The sequence below is a fragment of the Paraburkholderia kururiensis genome (assembly GCF_034424375.1).
Lineage (GTDB): Bacteria > Pseudomonadota > Gammaproteobacteria > Burkholderiales > Burkholderiaceae > Paraburkholderia > Paraburkholderia kururiensis_A.
This window is the reverse complement of the sequence record NZ_CP139965.1, coordinates 4,065,426-4,085,102: the sequence shown is the minus strand read 5'-3', so window position 1 is coordinate 4,085,102 and position 19,677 is coordinate 4,065,426. Positions and strand designations below refer to the sequence as shown.

General features: G+C 56.6%; 15 protein-coding genes and 1 pseudogene. 12 read left to right on the top strand and 4 right to left on the bottom strand.

The features are described from left to right. Nucleotides 1-71 precede the first annotated feature (71 nt). Nucleotides 72-530, top strand: coding sequence for a very short patch repair endonuclease (locus U0042_RS18330; protein WP_114815485.1), 459 nt, complete (start codon nt 72-74; stop codon nt 528-530). Nucleotides 531-630: 100 nt separating this feature from the next. Then, nucleotides 631-2,001 (top strand): DNA cytosine methyltransferase, encoded by a 1,371-nt coding sequence (locus tag U0042_RS18325; RefSeq protein WP_114815484.1) that lies wholly within the window; start codon nt 631-633, stop codon nt 1,999-2,001. Here U0042_RS18325 and U0042_RS18320 read toward each other — a convergent pair. Next, entirely contained in the window at nt 1,939-2,739 is an 801-nt protein-coding gene (locus tag U0042_RS18320; protein WP_157977953.1) for a hypothetical protein, read from the bottom strand. The two genes, U0042_RS18325 and U0042_RS18320, sit on opposite strands and share 63 nt — an antisense overlap. Before the next feature lie 474 nt (nt 2,740-3,213). On the opposite strand from U0042_RS18320, the gene U0042_RS18315 reads away from it, so the two are divergent. The 3 genes from U0042_RS18315 (at nt 3,214) to U0042_RS18305 (ending at nt 7,409) form a co-directional block, all read left to right on the top strand. Then, nucleotides 3,214-3,984, top strand: a complete 771-nt coding sequence (locus U0042_RS18315) for a hypothetical protein (protein WP_327204986.1) — start codon at nt 3,214-3,216, stop codon at nt 3,982-3,984. Next, nucleotides 3,920-5,082 (top strand): IS3 family transposase gene (locus tag U0042_RS18310; RefSeq protein ID WP_327204982.1). Its coding sequence is split into 2 segments (ribosomal slippage): nt 3,920-4,175 and nt 4,175-5,082, totalling 1,164 coding nucleotides; the frame shifts between segments, so codons are not numbered across the junction. Before U0042_RS18315 ends, U0042_RS18310 begins: the two co-directional genes overlap by 65 nt. Beyond that, nucleotides 5,079-7,409 (top strand): NACHT domain-containing protein, encoded by a 2,331-nt coding sequence (locus U0042_RS18305; protein WP_114815476.1) that lies wholly within the window; start codon nt 5,079-5,081, stop codon nt 7,407-7,409. Before U0042_RS18310 ends, U0042_RS18305 begins: the two co-directional genes overlap by 4 nt. Nucleotides 7,410-7,446: 37 nt before the next feature. Here the strand turns inward: U0042_RS18305 and U0042_RS18300 are convergent. Next, nucleotides 7,447-8,027 (bottom strand): annotated as a pseudogene (locus tag U0042_RS18300) (transposase). A gap of 318 nt (nt 8,028-8,345) precedes the next feature. Between U0042_RS18300 and U0042_RS18295 the strand changes: the two are divergent. The 3 genes from U0042_RS18295 (at nt 8,346) to U0042_RS18285 (ending at nt 11,571) form a co-directional block, all read left to right on the top strand. Then, nucleotides 8,346-9,413, top strand: a complete 1,068-nt coding sequence (locus tag U0042_RS18295; RefSeq protein WP_157977952.1) for a hypothetical protein — start codon at nt 8,346-8,348, stop codon at nt 9,411-9,413. 63 nt (nt 9,414-9,476) lie between these two features. Next, a complete protein-coding gene (locus tag U0042_RS18290; protein WP_157977951.1) occupies nt 9,477-10,211 on the top strand; it encodes a hypothetical protein in 735 nt (244 codons plus the stop codon). Between the two features lie 103 nt (nt 10,212-10,314). After that, nucleotides 10,315-11,571, top strand: coding sequence for a hypothetical protein (locus U0042_RS18285; RefSeq protein WP_157977950.1), 1,257 nt, complete (start codon nt 10,315-10,317; stop codon nt 11,569-11,571). A 242-nt stretch (nt 11,572-11,813) separates the two neighbouring features. On the opposite strand, the gene U0042_RS18280 is transcribed toward U0042_RS18285, so the two are convergent. Then, nucleotides 11,814-13,877: a hypothetical protein gene (locus U0042_RS18280; protein WP_157977949.1), complete on the bottom strand. Its 2,064-nt coding sequence runs from the start codon at nt 13,875-13,877 to the stop codon at nt 11,814-11,816. Nucleotides 13,878-14,827: 950 nt separating this feature from the next. Here U0042_RS18280 and U0042_RS18275 point away from each other — a divergent pair. From U0042_RS18275 to istB, 3 genes are all read left to right on the top strand, one after another. Next, nucleotides 14,828-15,022: a hypothetical protein gene (locus U0042_RS18275; protein ID WP_114815472.1), complete on the top strand. Its 195-nt coding sequence runs from the start codon at nt 14,828-14,830 to the stop codon at nt 15,020-15,022. A gap of 96 nt (nt 15,023-15,118) precedes the next feature. Continuing rightward, nucleotides 15,119-16,645, top strand: a complete 1,527-nt coding sequence (gene istA, locus U0042_RS18270; protein ID WP_327204975.1) for an IS21 family transposase — start codon at nt 15,119-15,121, stop codon at nt 16,643-16,645. After that, a complete protein-coding gene (gene istB, locus U0042_RS18265) occupies nt 16,635-17,411 on the top strand; it encodes an IS21-like element helper ATPase IstB (RefSeq protein ID WP_327204976.1) in 777 nt (258 codons plus the stop codon). Before istA ends, istB begins: the two co-directional genes overlap by 11 nt. Before the next feature lie 450 nt (nt 17,412-17,861). Here istB and U0042_RS18260 read toward each other — a convergent pair whose 3' ends face one another. Next, nucleotides 17,862-18,491, bottom strand: coding sequence for a hypothetical protein (locus U0042_RS18260; RefSeq protein WP_114815417.1), 630 nt, complete (start codon nt 18,489-18,491; stop codon nt 17,862-17,864). Between the two features lie 295 nt (nt 18,492-18,786). Here U0042_RS18260 and U0042_RS18255 point away from each other — a divergent pair, with 295 nt between their 5' ends. Beyond that, nucleotides 18,787-19,668: an HNH endonuclease gene (locus tag U0042_RS18255; protein WP_114815416.1), complete on the top strand. Its 882-nt coding sequence runs from the start codon at nt 18,787-18,789 to the stop codon at nt 19,666-19,668. Nucleotides 19,669-19,677: the final 9 nt, after the last annotated feature.

Here is a 19,677-nt window from a genome sequence, read left to right as displayed (position 1 = left end):
GTGCGGCCCTTATACACCGATCTCCAGCGAACCTGTACATTTGCAAGTTAGCCGCGTCAACACCGACCGATATGGACCGTTTAGCGCCAGAAGCACGCAGTCGTCTGATGTCTCGCGTGCGAAGCAAAGATACCCAACCCGAAATGACCGTGCGTTCGTTTTTGCATGGAGCTGGGCTCAGATATCGGCTCCACGATCACAGTCTGCCGGGAAAGCCAGACTTGGTATTTCCTTCTCGTGGAGTCGTAGTATTTGTACACGGATGCTTTTGGCATGGCCATGCCGGATGCAAAAAGGCCGGTATGCCGAAGAGCAGGCAGGAATACTGGCGTTCCAAGATCCAGGCGAACGCTGAAAGGGACGACCGGGTGATTCGTGAGCTGCAGGAGTCTGGCTGGCGCGTCCTTGTCGTCTGGCAATGCGAGATTTGTCCCGAGTCGCTTGGTCGGTTGAGCCGAGAGATCCAGCTTGTTCCCAAGACGGGACGGCCACGGCGACGCGTTGTATCAGGCGCGGCAAAGGCTCGCTAACGACTTGCCGGCCGGTTCCGGTAACAGTTCGGCACGGGCTTGGAGGAATGATTCAGTTAGAATTGCAGGTTTTATCGAACTTCCAAACTGAGCAAGGAAGATGACTAGACCCATAGGGATTGATCTGTTTTCGGGGGCCGGAGGTCTCAGCCTAGGCTTTGAGCAGGCTGGATTCGATGTTGTTGCAGCGGTTGAGATCGATCCAGTGCACGCTGCCGTCCACAAGTTTAATTTCCCTAATTGCAAGGTTATTGCTCGCTCGGTGAAAGATTTAAGCGGTGAACGCATTCGCTCGCACGCGGGCATTGGTAATCGCCAAGTGGACGTAGTGTTTGGCGGTGCTCCTTGCCAAGGATTTTCCCTTATCGGTCAGCGCATTCTCGACGATCCTCGAAATTCGTTGGTTAAAGATTTTTTGCGCATCGTCCACGAGCTTGATGCAAGTTATTTTGTTTTTGAGAATGTCAAGGGTCTTACTGTTGGCAAGCATCGTAAATTTCTCGATGAACTGATAACGGAGTTTGGCGAAATTGGCTATGACGTAAGAAAAGAATGGCGCGTACTGAACGCATACAACTACGGCGTTCCTCAAGATCGTCAACGTCTCTTTTTGCTAGGTGCAAAGAAAGGCCTGCCGGTTCCGCGGTATCCGGATGCAACAAGCGTGTTTCCAGGCGGAAATGGTACGATCCTCCCGACCGCTCCGACCTGTTTGGATGCACTGGGGGATTTGCCAGATGCTGAAAATTTTAAATCCCTATTCAATAGAGATGAAGTGGTGACGAAGCAATGGGGGGAGCCTAGCTCTTATGCGAGGGATATGCGCTGCGTTGGAGAATCTGGATGGTTCTATGGCTATAAGCGAAAATGGGATCCCTCTATATTGACGTCAAGTCTCAGAACCGATCATTCAGATATCTCTCGGCGCCGATTTGCGGAAACCGATCCGGGCAGCGTGGAACCTGTGTCTCGTTTCTTCAAATTGCACCCGAACGGAGTGTCGAACACTCTTCGCGCGGGAACCGATTCTGCTCGAGGGGCATTTACCAGCCCCCGGCCGATTCATTTTAAATATAATCGCTGTATCACGGTGCGTGAAATGGCACGGCTACACGGTTTTCCCGATTGGTTTCGACTGCAAGAAACCAAGTGGCACGGCGCGCGCCAAATCGGTAACGCAGTTCCGCCGCCATTGGCGAGGGCCGTTGCGGGACAGGTCTTGGCTGCCATGGGAGTAACTCCAAGCAAGCCGAAGAAAGTTCTCGAACTGGGGGATGTCGCGCTCTTGCGAATGGGCATGAGCGAGGCGTCGGCCTACTGGGGTATTGATGCACCCATTGGCCGACGCGACCGTAAAAGTGGAGCGAAGAAGCGGAGACAACACGAGATTGAAGCATCTCGCTCCGAGTTACTGAAACTTGTACCGCCGGACGTTGACGATATGGATTTGGTCGATGTCTACATGAGGTGAAAATTCGACAATCCAAATCGTATTGAGGTTGTCACGCCATAGGCCAATGCTTCGCACGGCCAAGCCGGGCATTGGCGGTTTTTCAAGCGCGTAGGTGTTGAGATTTAGCGCTTGGGACCAGGACAACTTATCTTGACCGCCTTTGCCCGAGATAGGTACAAGCGTGTGCCGATTCCCGTCGATTCCCGCTTGTACTTCATCGATCTCGATCTGCCCGTAGCTAACGGTGGTGCGGTGATGACCTTGGATTGGCCACACCTTAAAGCCGAGTACCGTGCTCAGCAAATCAATATTTCTTACGCGAGTAAACACAGCCTGCTCGTCGTTGCCTAACAAGGCAGAGATGAATGGCGTAGTTTGATCGGCCACAATCTCAAGTGGCGGATTTCCCAGTTGTGTAGGGTCAATGATATTTTTTCGCAAAGTCCGACGTAGTTTATATAGTCCCTTTCCCCGTTGAAGCCACGTCATAGGGCCGCACTGCTCGACTTCTTGGGGTAACTCTCGTCGAGCATCGTATGTATATTTGATGTCCGGAACATTGGCAACTTCGGAATCGATGACCCCATCCGCAACGGCATGCCGCATTGCGAGGCGCACATCCTCTTGGTCAAATTCGATCTCTAGCGGTAATGAGGCTGGCGTCATATTTGCCGTCAGCCGTCTGAATAAGTACACCATAATTCGGTCATACTTAGATAGCCCCAACAGTTGTCCCCGAGGCATTTGCGCCAGCATTTCCTACCCCCTTTGTGAAGTTTGGATGCATCATTTCACGATCCACGTCACGAGTCAACATCTTGATCGTGACGTGTCGCTGCGCGACAGCCCGCAAGAGGCCTTAGTTCTTCGTTTCGCCATGTTCGATGTTGAGACGGGGCCGCGCCGCCTCGGCGCATCGCTTCTTGGTCCCTAGGTTGATGGCGACCATCGCGCGTCGCTACTTTCCGATGCTCCATTTATGACCCCACTGCATATAAAGCAGGGTCGTTCCTTATTTATAAGAGGAGCCGTCGAGCTCTTTCAAGCGCGAGAGGGGTTGTCGACCACTTCCGGGCCACTGATCCTGCGACGAGCAACCCTCCAATTGCGTCGGGGAGGCCGCTGCTTCGCGTCTGTATGGCAAGGGCTCGGATGCTCCAAGGGCGTAAAAGTATGCCAAGATCGCCAACGTAACCGCTGCGAGCCGCAGTGAATGGGACACCGAAGATTATGCAAGGGAAACTCTCAGATCTAATTCGCGGCTATTCAATGCCGTACAGCAAGCGCTTGACTCAATCGCCGTCAGACGCCCGAGAATACGCGGCACTTGTAGATTTCCACATAAAAGTCGCACTGACGCTGCTGGCGGCGTACAGCGTTCGCGCCGCCGCTCCGATCAAGCTTGGCGATACCCCGGGGGTCGGCGCGATGCTAAGCGGAATTAAGCTCGCCAAGAAATGGAGCGCTAGTAAAGATTCGGTCGTCGCCGGATGGGCTGAATTCGCTGAAGGGTTTCTCAGTGAGTTTTCGAAGAACATCTACGACGGCAAAAGCTTCAAGACCATCCGGGATGAGCTTTCACATGGCACTCCAATTCCAGTTGAGGAAGTATCAGCTGCTGCCATCCGCGATGCGCTACGCGAGTTTTCGGAGGCAATCACGCAGCGCCTCGATGCACAGTTAGAAAAGTTCACCTATACCGCGAGCGGGGTCTCCATCAAGGCTTGGTGCGGCGCTGACGTGCAGGAACTCTGTCCTGTCTGGGACGCCAATGTGACGCAAGGCGTGATCGGCATTTATTCAACTTTCGACTCTGACGGTGTGTACTACCTTTGCCCTGCGACCGGAGCCTATCGCAACCACCGCCCGGAATGTAGTGGCCTAATGAACCCGGACACTGATTTAGGCGAGAATGCTCGCCATGGAGAGGTGTCTGATGCCGAAGCAACGTCGTTCGTTTTCCCCCGAGTTCAAACAGCAAGCAGCCAGCCTGGTGCTTGACCAGGGCTATAACTTTTCAGAGGCGAGCCGTTCGGTCGGCGTCGGCGAGACGGTGCTGCGCCGCTGGGTGCAGCAACTTCAGATGGAACGCCAGGGCGTCACGCCGAAGGGCAAGGCAATCACGCCGGATCAACAGCGTATTCAGGAACTCGAGGCGCGTATCGAACGCCTCGAGCGTGAGAAGGCCATTTTAAAAAAGGCTACCGCGCTCTTGATGTCGGAAGGCATCGAACGTACGAAGTAATTGATCAGATTGGCGCAAGCGAATCGGTCGAGCTGATCTGCGCGGTATTCGACGTGTCGCGGTCCTGCCTGTATGCCCACCGAGGGCGAGCCCGACGTGTTGATGCCGAGCGAATGGCACTGCGTAGCCGGGTACACGAGCTGTTCATCGAGAGTCGAAGCTCAGCCGGCAGTCGCAGCATCATGGGCATGATGCGCGAGGAAGGTACGGCGATTGGCCGCTTCAAGGTCAGCCGCTTGATGGAAGAGCTGGGGTTGATTTGCAAGCAACCCGGCAGTCATGCGTACAAACAGGCGACGGTTGAGCGGATCGATATTCCGAACCATCTCAACCGTCAGTTTGAGGTTGGTGCGCCGAATCAGGTCTGGTGCGGCGACATCACGTATGTCTGGGCACAAGGCCGTTGGCATTATCTGGCGGTCGTGCTCGACCTGTTCACGCGGCGAGTTGTCGGTTGGGCTTTCTCGACACGCCCGGACGCCGATTTGGTCGTGCGGGCGTTGGAGATGGCCTACGAGCAACGAGGCCGACCGCAAGGGTTGTTGTTTCACTCGGACCAGGGCGGCCAATACGCAAGCCGGAAGTTCCGTCAGCGTCTGTGGCGCTACCGGGTAAAGCAGAGCATGAGCCGTCGTGGAAATTGCTGGGACAATTCCCCGATGGAGCGGCTGTTCCGCAGCTTCAAGACGGAATGGCTGCCGTCAGTGGGTTACATGTCGGCGCAGGAAGCACACCGGGATATCAGTCACTACCTGATGCATCGGTACAACTGGATACGGCCGCATCAGTTCAACGACGGACTGGCGCCGGCTGTCGCGGAAGAAAAACTTAACGCAGTGTCCGGAATCAGTTGACCACTACAGAAAACACCCAAGCGTTCCGCGACGGCTTCCTGAGCAAGGATCCCACGGCCAAGCACTTCGGCCAGTTCCTATATGAGATCACACGAGACATTGCGGGGTTCTGCGAAGACCATTCGCCGCCGTCCTATGACTTCGGGGAAGGGCAGTACGCCGGAGTCATCTTTGTCACTTGGACGCAGCCCAGCAGTCAAGGGAACGTACATAGGACGGACCAGTTTCGGCGCGGACAGAATAACCGCTATGAATGGTTTGACGCCGGCGCCGGAGCTTGGATCGGATATTTGGACTTCCTGCGAACTATGGCGAATTGGGGCGTCCTCGCTCGGCGTGTGCGCATAGAACTAGACGAGCAGGAAAGGCGCAAGCAGGTCGCGGAGACCGGTCGCCCGCAGCCAGCCGCTGGAATGAAGATTCCCGCTGTTTTGGTCGAGGAGTCCGATTCTCGCAGATCAGCTCCGGAGCGCGTCGATCTTAAGCAGCGAGCAGACGCGGCCTGCGAGCCGTCCAAGAGTTTTACGACTGTATTCTTTGTTGTCGGCGACGCTGGCATGGGCAAGACCGAGTTGCTTCTGACCCTCGCTCGTGAACGCGCACGCGCAGTTGAGATCGACCCTGCGAGCGACGCACCCCTGTACCTATTCGTGAGTTCGGCTGGTCGTGCCCTCTCCAACTTAGACGACGCTATCAATACTTCGCTGAGCATCACGCGCATCCTTGATAGCCAGAGCGCCAAGACATTGTGTAGGAATGGCCTGCTCGTGCTTATCGTCGATGGTTTCGATGAGCTCTTAGGTAGTAGTGGCTACGACAATCCGCTTGGCTCGCTCGAAGGATGGTTTCGCGATTTGCGCGGTCATGGCGTAATGATCGCCTCCGCACGCTCGTCATACTACATGACCCGTTATCGTCGCGCTCTTAGCGAGACGACTGACCTTAATGTAGAGCACACGGTGGCGGACATTCAGCCATGGAGTCGCAGCGAAACCAATGCCTTCATTCGAAGCTACGGCGTTCGGGATGATGCCCTGTTCGATCTCAGTGATCGAGACTGGCACCTACTGACCATCCCGTTTTTTGCCAAAGCGTATGCGACATGGTGCGCAAGTCGAAGTGGCTTGCGTGCGGAATCAGTTGGAATCTTTCAGGTCGTCGTCGAGCAGTACCTTGAACGCGAGTCGATGAAGATCCTCGACCAAAACAACGTTCCAATACTCACGGCACCAGAGCTCCAGGTTTTGTTCGGCGAGTTTGCCGAGATGATGCACCTTGAGGGCAAGCGTGAACTGGAGCAGTCGTATCTTGAACTCTGCGCGGGTGCTGCATTAGGGCTTAACGATATAGACAAAGGACGCCCGGGATTGCGACGCAGGCTAACCTCATTGTGCGGTCTGTCTGTAGGAGAACTAATCGCGGGCGACAGCAAATTCGGCTTCTCTCACGAAGTAATCTACGATTGCTTTCTTTCACTAGCACTGCAGCGGAGATTTGAAGCCGGCATAGACAACGCCTACGTTGTCAACTTTTTCGCCAGGGGCGCGATCCATCCTGCGGTCATCGAATGGTTTGTGGCGGCCAACCCCGAAGCTGCACGCAGCGCATTGAACGTGCTTCTGCCAAGAGAAAACATCTCGCTCATATGGAAGAAGAACGTCGGCAGCCTTTGGGCCGCATTGCTCGATCATGATGCAGGTATGCCGCCACACCTTTCTGTGCCGGGACTTGTGTTTCAGACTGTCAAGTTAAGCAAAGGACACAACAGTCATCTAGGCATGCAAGATTCGAGCATTGACCAGCTCCTTGTTTCGAAGGGGGCGGCAACTGTGGATGTCAAGAACACATCCATCAGGTATCTCGAAGTGGACGCCATCTCGACGCTGAAGCTGCTGCGTAATATCGCACCTGAAATGATTCAGGAGATGCAGACGCCGGAGATTTACTGTGACACCACCCCTAAAATCCGGAGCGTCCTCGAAAATGCCGGGATTATTGGCCGAGAGGCCAGTGCCGCGACCCAAGAGTGGCTGGACACCGCGAATTTCTTCATCGAAGCGCTCATAAGCCGGCCGGACGCGCCCATCGTCGTCTTTTCGGATGACTTTGAGACGGAAGACAAAAAGCTGGGATGGACACGCAGGCTCGGATCCGCACAGTGGACCAACTTCGTCAATCGACTCACGCAGTGCCACTTGGCATCTTGGGAGCCGATTGTGAACAAGGGGCGACCGAAAAGCCGGCTGGTGTTTCACGTCCCACCCGCCGAGATTGCACGCCGTAACGTTGGCATTGCGGACGTAGCTGACTTCTGGAGCGCGCACTGAGCAACTGCGACAGGAAGATCGAAGTGACTTGGAGTCGCTAACACAAGTCGTCAACGAAGCGTGAACAGATAACGGCAGCAGCAAGGGAGAGCAACGCAACGTAAATATCGAGACGACGCGCAAAGCGAATGCGCAGTTTGCCGAAGCCGGCAAACCGGGCATGCGTGCGCTCGACCACCCAGCGATGCCGCGCGAGTCGCTCCTTGCTGTCTACGCCTCGACGGGCGGTACGTGCCGTGATGCCATCTACAACAATGTGCCGTTTCGATCCGAGCTTGCCCCGGTCTGTCGGGCGGGGGCCGGTTTCCTGGCCCCCGCGGGCTGGAAACACTGGCGGCATCAAGACTCGCCCGTTCCCAATCAATCTGGTCATGCTCACGCTGACCTGCGGTCTGCCAATCCCGTAGTGGTCGCCAGCATGTCATCCCGGCTGCCGAAACCAAGTCGTTGCGGCAGATCTTCCCACGGGATGCCCGTTTGCAGGACATACAAGATGCCGTTCAATGCTGCGCGGTCGGCGACCGAACGTCGCCGACCGCCTTTGGGCAACGGTGCGAATACAGGAATCAATGGTTCCTGCGCCGCCCGCAATTCGTTACTGATTTTTCGTCTAGCCATATCCTGGCGACATGGCTAGAAGAGTTTGCGATCCCGCCTATCGTGATCGACGAAGCCCTTCCCCCCAAACGATGATCGGATATCAATAGACGTTGGTTTTGGCCTTACTCCTACTACACGATTGGCAAAGGGAGGACTTTGTGCCTTTGGGAAAGTCGGAACCCGAATTAATCTGAAGTATGTGCCCACTGCGCGAGCTCTGGACTCGAATCGCGATGAATATTTTCCACGATAGCCAAGAATTCTTATTGCAGTAATTTTTTCCTTAAAGTACTCTTCCTCGGTACGTTTTCCTTTGCGTGTGATACCGGGGGGCTTATGAAGCTCGCGCAATGGTTCTTGTGCTTTTGCTTCATTTTGACCTCGGCGGCATGTTCGCATATGCCGCAGAATTTTCAGCTTGCCGCTGCCCCCCTTGCCGAGGCTCCTGATACTCCGGCCTCGGCGGCTTTTGTTTCTGGTGCGTCGGCTTCCGCGGGTGCAGCGCTTCCGGCATCTCATGTGGCGGGTACTGCAGGTGGGCTGACCAAATTCCAGGTTGTAAATTTACTTGTGCAGGACTCGCAACGAAAGTGTTCCGATTTTGTCGACTCACTCTTTGCACAAACGGCTGGTTCCGGATTTTTACTCGATACGTTAAGTACTGTTTCTTCGGCGCTGGCGACGGTTTTTACGCCAACGTCCGTTACGCATGCGTTTTCAGCTGGAAGCACTGTTTTCAGCGCGACGAAAGCAAGCATGAGCGCAGATTATCTGAACGCCTTGTCGATTTCGCATATTGCGCAGTCGATCCAGGCCACGTACCAGACGGACATTCGCACTTATCTGAAATACCTCGATAGTCTTGACACAACTGCACGAGATAATATTGACGTTTTCAATGAGCGAACTAGGATCCTTTCATACCATCAAGAGTGCTCGCTGGCCTGGGCGGAGGGCACTATTTCAAGTTCCCTACAATCGGGGGCATCTCAGGGAGGCGGGCAGGCGTCCGGGCAAATTAGCGTTTCATATACCGTACCCGATGGAGCGTCGGTTGACGATATCGCCAAGGCGATCGCCAACAAAATCAGTCAGGACCCAACAGTCAAGCAAGTGGGCATGTCGGCTGACCCGGACAGCGGTGGAGTTATCAAGTTCACCATGAAGAAAGCGTTTCGATTGAATGCAAGTGTAAATCCAGCCGCTCATCAGGGCGAGGCTACGATGAACAACGACAGCTCACCCGTGACGCTTACGATTAGCGGTCCGCCGGCGCCAGGAGACATCATCACGGTGAGCGGCACACCCCCATCTCAAATAACGCCCAGTGGATCATCGCAGCAGCCGGTGCAGAAGCCCGGTGCAGCGGTATTGCGAGCGGTGCGCAATAGGGTCGTGGAGTAGGACGGGCGACGGCGAGGTGTCTCAGCCAGACCTTTGTATTGATATCTTCTGGTGGGGACAGATATGAATCGATCTCGCAGGAAATTTATGCTCGGCGGTTCGCTTGCAATGGTTTGCACGAGCGCGACGTTTGAACTGCTCGGTTCGTCAGTGCGGGCCGATGCTAAAGAGATTGCATCGCTTCCTCTCTACCAGGTGTATGGCAGAGTCCAAGCCTTGCGCGAGGACGTGGACACAGCTAGGAAGATACTGGACGGCGCTCCCAACGACTCACCGCTTTCCGTGATGGAATATCTGGCTGCGATCACGCAAGTGTCCACGACAGGAGAGTTTTTCAATGAGCGTTGGGGTCATCGCGCAAACCCGCTGATTCGCCAGATGTTCGCCGACATAGGCTATGCACAGCAGGAAGACGCGGGTGATTGTACGCCTTGGTGTGCGGCGACCATCTCGTGGTGTCTTCAGCGATGTAAACTGAAAATACCGCCGAACGCACCTGTTGCACTGAGCTTTAAAGACTATGGACAGGAAGCGACCCAGACTGCCCGTGGTGACATAGCCGTGTTTGAGAATCGCTTCGAAAAAGGCAGTGGTCACGTGGGTTTCTATCTTAGCGAGGACTCAGCTTCGATCATTGTCCTAGGCGCCAATCAGTCCCAGTTCGTCAAGACTGGTACCGAATGCGGGCGCACTTATCCAAATAGCCGAATTGTTGAGAACAGTTTTATTAAGAATCCGGCACCGAACGATTCGTCGCATAGCTTACGATTGGTCGCGCGCCGTCGATGGTCAATCTGAAGCGGTAGACGACGCAAAGCTGCAGGGCCTTTCTACATTGCATTGGTTGTTCCCGTACGGTTCGATGCGGTTCGACCCGAGCCCACAATTCCGCGAGGCAGGCATGTTAAGTCCAACCATATGGATTGTCGTTTGGTTCATGTTTGCGAGCACGTTAGCCGTCCAATCATTGGCGCAGACTAATACGGAAGAGTCGGTGGTTGTCTTTCGGATCTCGGGTCAGCAGAGTATTCGAGGCGGAAAATTTGGTTCGCTAGCGGAGTTTCAGCATCGGCTTGCGTCGGCTGCGAAGCGGTGCGGCATACCTATCGCAAATGAAGACAGATTCGCGGACGGCACGCTAGGTCCGCAGACGTTCGCCGTGATTTTGAAGGTGGCGGCATGCCCGGATTTCGCTAACTCGCTTGCTACGGATGATCCCGCGCGCAACGGTGCCGTTTCGTCGGGTCTCTGGCGCGTCGTTGCGCCCGATCTAGCAATCCCTGACGGACATGACCGCTCCCACACGATGACGCTATCTTATGAATCCACGGACTACACTGATATCGAATTCAACGTAGGCACAACCGATCCGGGCATTCTCACGTGGGGACCGCTTGGCGCCACGGCGGGCCAGGCGCAGCAGGTCCAAGCCATTCTGCTGCTTGTCGATCAACAGTCTCCTCAGTTAATCGATCAAAGTTTCGCGAGTGAAGCGCACGCGATCCGGCTATTCGCGAATACCCACCGCACGTCCTCGCTGGAGGCCCAGGTGAGCGCAGTCAATGCATCGGCAAGCAGGGCGGCAGCATGGCGTCACGGGTTCGCGGCGCTCGGCGCAGTCAAGGAGGTTCGCGACGACTACGACATCGTGATGGGAGACGCGGGAACTGCCGGCATTTTCGAAGGCGTGGCGGATTTCTACTGTTCGTACTGGGCAAACGGCTGGAGGCCGACGGAAATCGACTACGCATTTTTCTTCGACCGGGCTGTGCAAATGGATGTGCGTCAGGCGAAAACCACCAAGGCTGTGACGGCAGTTCGAAACGTGGAGAATCGTCTCCAACGGTCGCTGAGCACGGCGGAAAGGCGGCGTGCCATCAGCGCGAATTTCACGGCCAGCCCGAGATGGGCGGAGGACCGTCTCGCGAGAGACGTCGCGTACTACATTGACGCTATCCCCGCCGCCTCGCTCACTAACCGTTCACTTAGTTCGCTGCGTGATGATTCATTGGCAATGGGTCCTCCCGTCGACGACGAGGCTGCACGATGGGAAGCTCGCTCTGGAAAGCGTGCTTCCGATTTCGGTTTATCTGACGAGAGGCTGTCGCCGGCTCCGCCTCTGATGGCAAAGGTCCGCGCCAATTGCAATGCACCGTAGCCATACGCAACAGCGGCTTTCGCCCGACACGACCGGCTGAATTCGCCCGCAGACAGGAGGCGATCGGGCTCTGGCTGCTTGGCACGTGGATTGATTCGTGGGCGCGCCGGGCCATGGAATTGCGCCCGCGCCGTTACGACACATCGCTGAGATTTACGCATCAAGCGTGAACTGGTAGACATGAACAACGATGCTCGCATGAATCATGGACATTCTGACGTAACCAAAGCAGATGGAAAGAATCACGGCGACATGACGACGTTGAGATTTGCAGACGAGGCGCGTGCCGCACCCTCCGCGGCGCAAAGTAAGGTACACAGCATATGCGTCTTGAAGTCGACTGGTGATCCATTCATTGACGCATTAAAGTTGCCAGCGCCCTGATGTGGTTGCACCACAACGACGTGGAAGTGATGTCGCTGCCCATTGAAATCCTTTAGCGTCGTGCGCACTTGCGCCGTCTTCGGCAGCTTTGTGCCGCGAGGCAAGAGTACTTGAAACCGGCTGGCCGTCCATTCCCAAAGCATCGCCACGCCGCGGCCGAGCCGGCCCATCAGATACTCGAGCGTTTCTGGGAAATGGACTCGGCCCAGGTTTTTGGTGGCTTGACCAAGTACCTCTTCGTACTGCTTTGGCGCCATGCTTCGCCCCGGATCGCTGGACGATGAAGCTTTCAGATGTACCATTACGAAAGCTAGGTGTGACGGATTGGTGGGCGTCGCAAAGCACCTATGTTTTGCCAAGACTATGAAGTCCGCTAGTTCGTTGGTGCCGTCGTCACAGATGCAGAAAGCGTACGAGTTAGGATCTGTGGCGCTGTTAAAGTGGGGGAAACATTGGGCCATGCCATCTCGGATCCACCAAGAAAACAAAGATGAGTCGGCACCGATCTGTGCCCAGACAACAGCCCTCCCCCCGCCACGCGGAAGTGGTTTTTCGCTTTCGATGTTCCAATTACCCGCGGAGAAATTGACCGGGGTGATCGTCCCTTCGTAGCTTGACGCTCGCGCATCAAGTATGGTCCACTCGCCCCCCCCTAGGCTGTGCCCCGACTCGTACCAGACTGACCAGATCGATCTGTTGCGCAGCAGCTGTTTGAATACATTCCACCGAGGCCATCCTTGCGAGTCGGTCGCTAAAACGGCTGTGACCGCTGTGTTGGCGAGCGTCACCGTGACATCGACTTGCCAATCTTGTTGGGCGCGATTCGCATTGGCATGGTCGCGGTCACGGATGTAAAGCGCGAAGTCCTGGTTTGCAGGATGGCCCGTTGTCGCAAGCTCGACCCGCGCCTCGAACTCTTCTAGGGACGACTTCGTAGTGTTATCGAGATCTGCCGCCGTGTCAGTGGAAATAAAAGAAAAATCGAACGCCTTTACCACAGAGCCGGCGGTTGGTGCTTGGGCCAGCGCCTGCGAGAGGATTGGAAGCGGCGAAAGGGTCTTGGTGCGCCGGTTAGCGATGTGTCCCACGAGCGCCTGAAAGCGAGAAGCGAAGTCCGCGACATCGGTTGTCGGGCCAATCCAGGCATAGGACCGTTTGGGACTCACCCCAACTCTGGAGACACCGCTGGCGACGGGGAGCCCCGTGTCGGCGCGGCCAGCGGAAGGCCTGAATGTTCTATCATCCAACGGGTTGAGCGCGGTCTCCAGTTGAGGTCCCGTGAGCACCTTGGAGTCGGCCTTGAAGGGCGACTTCCTATGGATGCCAGATAACCACAGCGTGCGCAACTTGGATGACCTCAGCAGGGCGTTTTCCAGAACGTCTGCTGCCATCGCCGTTAAGCCGGGCTGAGCGTCCAGATAGTCGTTGACACGCTTGCGAACTTCCGTGGCGGACGTCGACATGCCAAGAACTCGCCCGTTACTAATCAGGAGTAGGACGTGCTGCTCAACATCCACGACCGTTGGATCGTCTGTCCAGGCCGACTGGCTAGTTTTCTTGAAGTGTATGGCCCAGCCGCTGGTGCCGACTCTGTGCGGCAGCGCGGACTGGGCCACGATCACGATGTGGCCGCTGTTCGGCCCGCTTGCAGCCAACTCCTGAGCAATTCCGCCCGCGAGCGCCCTCAGATTCAGCAAAGGTGCTGTAGCGCATTCGTAAAGCTGGAACGCGGCATAGGGATGAAGCTGGTTAGTATTCAACGATACGGCTTGGGGATTTGTAGCCATAACCTTATTTGTCTTGATGGTTCTTCTATGCGACAGCCTGCCTTTCATCGGCCGCAGCGCGGGACGCTGCATGTACTTTGAGCTTAATCCACCAAACCAGTGGACCTTGAGTTTAATAGCCTTACCGCAGCGCATTTTCCCACGTGGCGACCGGAATCGGCGCACTCTCGGTTACTGAATCGACTCCGTCGGTGCCCGCTTTGGATCTATTGTGTTGAAAAACTCGTTGATGATCGACCTAGCGAGGTTTTCAGGGGTCGTCTTACCCTTGACCGATGCTCGCGAGCGGTTTGTAGACCGATCTGAGAGGTAGATTTTTCACGAGTGGTTCGTAAGCGGCGCGCGGCGAGTTTTCCAACGCAATAGATCGAATACGGGTTTTCGTCGACCCAGTGATGATGGCTTATCGTTGGGGTTTGCTAAATCGCTGGTCTGCATCGACGAACAGGCAGACGAACTCCAATCCGACACCGTTCGCCTCGGCTGATATCCGTCCATTGCAGATGAGGCAGGTTTCGGAGCGAAGCAGTCGTTCGAGTGACTGCTGCAAGGGTCAGACGAATGGCAGAGTTGGCCGAGGCTGTGTAAAAACTCGAAGCTATCCGCTTTTCGGGTGTCGCTTTACCCCTCCCGAACCGCTTCGAAACCCGTACGCGGTGATCTGGCGAGCCGAGTTTGTCAGGCGGTGCATTCGGCGGGAGTTTTCACACAGCTTCGGCCACCTCCCGATCATGTCGGGCGAAAGCCGCCGTTGCATATGGCTAAACGCCAACGCCACGACTGAAGCCCAGACGGACCCTGTGTCGAAAGCTGTAGCGTAATTCGGCAAAGCCGTAACGAAACGATGGCTTAGCCAAATGCAACAGCTGCTTCCGCCCGACGCGGTCGGCGGTAGGCGAGCCGGTACGATCAATAAGCATTAGCAACATCGCACCTGAAAGCAAACACTCAACCCGTGATATCGGCTTCCTAGCGAGCCTAGGCGATCCGATGGTTTCAAAACTTACCAGATCGACACCCAGGCCCTGCGTTATGTGCTTGTGCGCGAAACGCAGGACTCAACTACCTCTGTCACGCGCTACGATATGCTCATTGAGAAGCTCCGGCCGGTTGCTCCTATGCTCGCCGAAGAGAGCCACCGTTCGCACGCTGTGCACGTCAAGAAAGACATCGAGCCATTTGTCAAGGCTAGGGTGAACGCACTGTCAGTGACCCAAAAGAACGAACTCGTGGCTGAACTCGATAAGGTCCTCATTGCTCTGGCGCGCTTTGATTGTTGATTTGCACGGAAACCTGACCCGGCCAGGGCAGTAATTTGCATCGAATATTGACCCACGTAGAACACTGACCTGCTCGGCAACGGGCAGGGGAACGGAGTGATCGACGTGGCTATATTGAGCATCATCCGACGCTGGCACTTTCGCGATCAGGTCTCGTTGCGCGAGATTTCCAGACGGCTGGGCGTGTCCAGAAACACGGTCAGGCGTTACATCCGGGCCGGCACGGTTCTGCCGGCCTATCCCGAGCGCCACAGCCCCAGCAAACTCGACGGGTTTGCCGCGAAGCTCGCAGGCTGGCTCAAGACCGAGGCGAACCGGCCGCGCAAGCAGCGCAGGACGCTCAGGCAGATACACGCGGATCTGTGCGCGCTTGGCTTCACGGGCTCCTATGACCGCGTGGCGGCGTTTGCCCGGCGGTGGCGGCAGGAACAGCACGAGCAGGCGAAGACCACGGGACGCGGAACGTTTGTGCCGCTGCGCTTTGCCCCTGGCGAGGCATTCCAGTTCGACTGGAGCGAGGACTGGGCGGTGATCAACGGCGAGCGTGTCAAGCTGCAGGTCGCGCAGCTCAAGCTCAGCCACAGCCGGGCCTTCTTCCTGCGCGCCTACCTGCTGCAGACCCACGAGATGCTGTTCGATGCGCATCATCATGCGTTCGTCGCCTGGGGCGGCATTCCACGCCGCGGCATCTACGACAACATGAAGACTGCCGTTGACCGGGTGCGTCCCGGCAAGGTGCGCGAGGTCAACGCGCGCTTCAGCGCGATGGTGAGCCACTACCTGTTTGATGCCGAGTTCTGTAACGTGGCCTCGGGCTGGGAGAAAGGGCAGATCGAGAAGAATGTCCAGGACAGCCGCCACCGCCTCTGGCAGAAGGTGCCGGCGTTCGGTTCACTGGATGCGCTGAACGACTGGCTGGCCGACCAGTGCGTACTGCTGTGGCAGCAGACGCGGCACCCGGAGCAGGACATGACGGTCTGGGATGCGTGGTCGGCCGAGCGGCCCCACCTGATGCCGGTGGGCCAGCCGTTCGATGGCTTCGTCGAACATGTCAAACGCGTTTCGCCCACCTGCCTGGTGAACTTCGAACGCAACCGCTACAGCGTGCCGGCGTCGTTCGCCAACCGGCCCATCAGCCTGCGTGTGTATGCCGCAAGGCTGGTGTTCGTTGCCGAGGGGCAGGTGATCGCCGAGCACGGGCGGCGTATCAACCGCAGCCATGACCGCGGCGAGACGGTCTACGACTGGCGTCACTACCTGGCCGTCCTGCAGCGCAAACCGGGCGCACTGCGCAATGGCGCACCGTTCGCCGAGTTTCCGGAGGCCTTGCGCAGGCTGCAGGGCGTGCTGCTCAGGCACCCGGGCGGCGACCGCGAGATGGTCGAGATCCTGGCGCTGGTGCTGCTGCACGACGAACAGATGGTGCTCACCGCAGTTGAGCGGGCGCTTGAGGCGGGTGTGCCGAACAAGCAGACGGTACTGAACATCCTCAGCCGCCTGCTCGACAGCCCGCCTGTGCCGCCGCTGCAGACGCCGCAGGCCTTCGCACTGAAGGTCGAGCCACAGGCCAACGTCGGCCGCTACGACCGCCTGCGTGGCCGGGAGGACAGCCATGCAGCCTGAGGCCATGATGCAGATGCTCAAGTCACTGAAGCTGCACGGCATGGCCCAGGCGCTGGGCGAACTCGCAGCGCAGGACTCGCCGGCGTACAAGGCGGCTTCGCTGGTGCTGGCCGGGCTGCTCAAGGCGGAGATTGCCGAGCGCGAAGTGCGTTCCCTCGCGTACCAGATGAAGGTGGCACGCTTCCCGGCGTACCGCGACATGGGCGGGTTCGACTTCAGCTGCAGCGATGCCGACGAGGCGCTGGTGCGCCAGCTGTACCAGTGCGACTTCATCGACTCGGCGCACAACATCGTGCTGGTGGGTGGGCCCGGTACGGGCAAGACCCATCTGGCAACGGCCATCGGTGTGCAGGCGCTCGAACATCATCGCCGCCGCGTGCGCTTCTTCTCCACCATCGAACTGGTCAACGCCCTCGAGCAGGAGAAGCTGGGCGGCAAGCCCGGGCAACTGGCCACACGGCTCATGTATGCCGACCTCGTGGTGCTGGACGAACTCGGCTACCTGCCGTTCAGCCAGACCGGCGGGGCGCTGCTGTTCCATCTGCTCAGCAAGCTCTACGAGCGCACCAGCATCATCATCACCACCAACCTGAGCTTCGCCGAATGGGCCAGTGTGTTTGGCGATGCAAAGATGACCACCGCGCTGCTCGACCGGCTCACACACCACTGCCACATTGTAGAAACAGGCAACGATAGCTATCGTTTCAGAAACAGCACAACACAGCCAAAGAAGGAGCGAAAGAAGACCCAGATACCCACCGCATAACCCGCAAGGCTGGTCCAAGGGGTGGGTCAGAATTCAATGCAAATCGTGGGTCAGGCTTCCGTGCAAATCAACACGCTTTGATATTACTGTGCAGGCAGAAACTGCCTCGGTTCCTGTTAGCGAGAGCATCGAACGCGCGAAGCGAGCGATTTGGCTGAACTGACTGTGAAGTACCTTGGATGATAGGTTCGTGCTCAAGAGGCAGATTCACGTCGATGGCACCACCTGATTTCAGACGTCAGCGAATGCCCTCTTCATACCGGCTACCGCCAGCCGCGTCCGGCGGTAGCATTGCAACGTCCGAGGTCCCACATCGGGCTACAAATAATCATTTAAGCCAAACGTTGGCGAAGATCATGATGAGATCGTTGGGACTGGTCCACTACAAAGTTCAGGAAACTGAGTTCTTCCGCTCTCTCGTTCGAGCGATAGCTTGCGGTCCCAAAAAGGTTATTCGGGCTGATCGTGCGCGAAGCGGACACGGGCATCATCCAAGATAGATTTGCTGGGGCCTTGCACCCTTTCGTTGGATGCGATGGGCTTGCCAAACACCGCGTCAAATCCCCACTCAGCGCAATTGCGAAACTCCGTCGTGCTGTCGCGTAGGGGCAGCACGACGACCACCCATCGATAGTTCTGATATGGCGCGACGTAGCAATCGATTCCTCCGTTCCCCGGTTTCCTGTCGAGCTTAAGGCACCGGGTCCACGTTCCCTGTTTCTTTTTGTCCTTCGTCTTCACGTACCGAGTGTTGTCCAAATGGCTCTGGACGCGCTCGCGGACAAGATCGGCCTGCCCCCGATAGATAACGGGTAAACCTTCGATCCGGAGGCGGCAGCCGTCCCGTTTTTCCAGATTTGGCTCGAAGTCAGAGGCAATCATGTACATCCCCCTGCTCCGCCAGATAGTGTCGAAGCTATCGGCCGAGTCAATCTCGACAAATTCGTAGCCTGAGGTGTCAGCTTTCGGTGGGTGTTCCGTGAACAGGCGTTCGAACCCAAGGATCGACTTGAGCTGGATATCGCTGAGCACGAGGTCGTAGTCGTCAAACAGTTTCTTTGTGTATTGGCGAAAAGTCATTTCTTTTGTTCAGTGTACATGTGGACTGGATTCACCGCTGATTCTCGGAATCATACTCTACGTCTAACCATTCGTTCTTGTTATCCGAAAACGTCATGTGGGGAGCATCTATTTTTGCTGCGGCACCGGTAAGAGTGAAAAATTTTGACCGACGAATCGGTATCCGCCTTGGCGGACACCAGGGTAGGCGCGAGGTCCGGAAAGAGACTGCAGAGCTGGGAGAGGTACAAGGGGCGCGTGGTTGTTAAGCGTGCGTGATACGATCGACAGGCAAAGAGACGCACAGGCCCTGACCATGCCCCAACTAAACCGCTGGTTCGACATTCCAAACCTCCGCACGCCGTTCCTTGCGATCAATCTCAGCAACCCGAAGCCGGAAAGCAGGGAGACGAACGACAAGTTGTTTCCCAAGAGACAGACCGGTCACTGGCCTGTCACAAAGGCCGTTTTGGCGCATGGCATTGAAGGGCAGACGATCGTGCTGTTCTATTCTGACAAAGGCACAGCAACCATCTACGTGGGCACCTGCATTTCCAAATGCAAGACAGGGCAGACCAAGGACCGAAAGCCTCGCTATACCTTCACAGTGGCGCGGCCTTGGAAAGATGAGGGACACGCGGAGGTTTCATTCTCCAGGTTCTTCGAAGGCTTTCGGATGAGTGCCAACCCAACGGTGGTATGGGCAGATATGAACGGCTATGCGTCACCCACAGGCGAGGAGTTCTACCGAGAGGAGAATGATTCTCGGGAGGGTGAAGGTGGGGGATATAACGTCTTGGGGATATCCTCGCAGCGCATTGGCCACGGTGTCTTTGTTCAGCGCGTGGTCGACGTTTGGGGAAGACGATGTGCCCTCACCAACATAGAAACGCCGCGATTGGTCCAAGCGTGCCACATTGTCCCGTGGAGCGAAGCTACGCCGGAGGAGCGTACGAGCGCTCATAACGGCCTTATGTTATGCGCCCACCTTCACGCTCTATTCGACTCTCATCTGATTAGCTTCGATGCGGACGGACATCTGCTTCTCGCTGATGGTATCGATGCTAGTGTGCGCGCATTGACGCTGGCAGGAGGTCAAGTGCGGCTGCGTGAGATTCCCTCGGCGCGGCAGATCGAATTCTTACGGCGCCACCACGAAACCGCACATAAGGCCGGCCGTCGACTTGTTCGTGTATAGGTTAGGAGA

Bases quoted from the DNA above. Each gene is read 5' to 3' on its own strand.
- U0042_RS18275 (WP_114815472.1), top strand. From the start codon at position 14,828: ATGCTCATTGAGAAGCTCCGGCCGGTTGCTCCTATGCTCGCCGAAGAG.
- U0042_RS18280 (WP_157977949.1), bottom strand. From the start codon at position 13,877: ATGCGCTGCGGTAAGGCTATTAAACTCAAGGTCCACTGGTTTGGTGGA.
- U0042_RS18325 (WP_114815484.1), top strand. From the start codon at position 631: ATGACTAGACCCATAGGGATTGATCTGTTTTCGGGGGCCGGAGGTCTC.
- U0042_RS18260 (WP_114815417.1), bottom strand. From the start codon at position 18,491: ATGACTTTTCGCCAATACACAAAGAAACTGTTTGACGACTACGACCTC.
- U0042_RS18290 (WP_157977951.1), top strand. From the start codon at position 9,477: ATGAATCGATCTCGCAGGAAATTTATGCTCGGCGGTTCGCTTGCAATG.
- U0042_RS18285 (WP_157977950.1), top strand. From the start codon at position 10,315: ATGTTAAGTCCAACCATATGGATTGTCGTTTGGTTCATGTTTGCGAGC.
- U0042_RS18320 (WP_157977953.1), bottom strand. From the start codon at position 2,739: ATGCTGGCGCAAATGCCTCGGGGACAACTGTTGGGGCTATCTAAGTAT.
- istB (WP_327204976.1), top strand. From the start codon at position 16,635: ATGCAGCCTGAGGCCATGATGCAGATGCTCAAGTCACTGAAGCTGCAC.
- U0042_RS18255 (WP_114815416.1), top strand. From the start codon at position 18,787: ATGCCCCAACTAAACCGCTGGTTCGACATTCCAAACCTCCGCACGCCG.
- U0042_RS18330 (WP_114815485.1), top strand. From the start codon at position 72: ATGGACCGTTTAGCGCCAGAAGCACGCAGTCGTCTGATGTCTCGCGTG.
- U0042_RS18295 (WP_157977952.1), top strand. From the start codon at position 8,346: ATGAAGCTCGCGCAATGGTTCTTGTGCTTTTGCTTCATTTTGACCTCG.
- U0042_RS18315 (WP_327204986.1), top strand. From the start codon at position 3,214: ATGCAAGGGAAACTCTCAGATCTAATTCGCGGCTATTCAATGCCGTAC.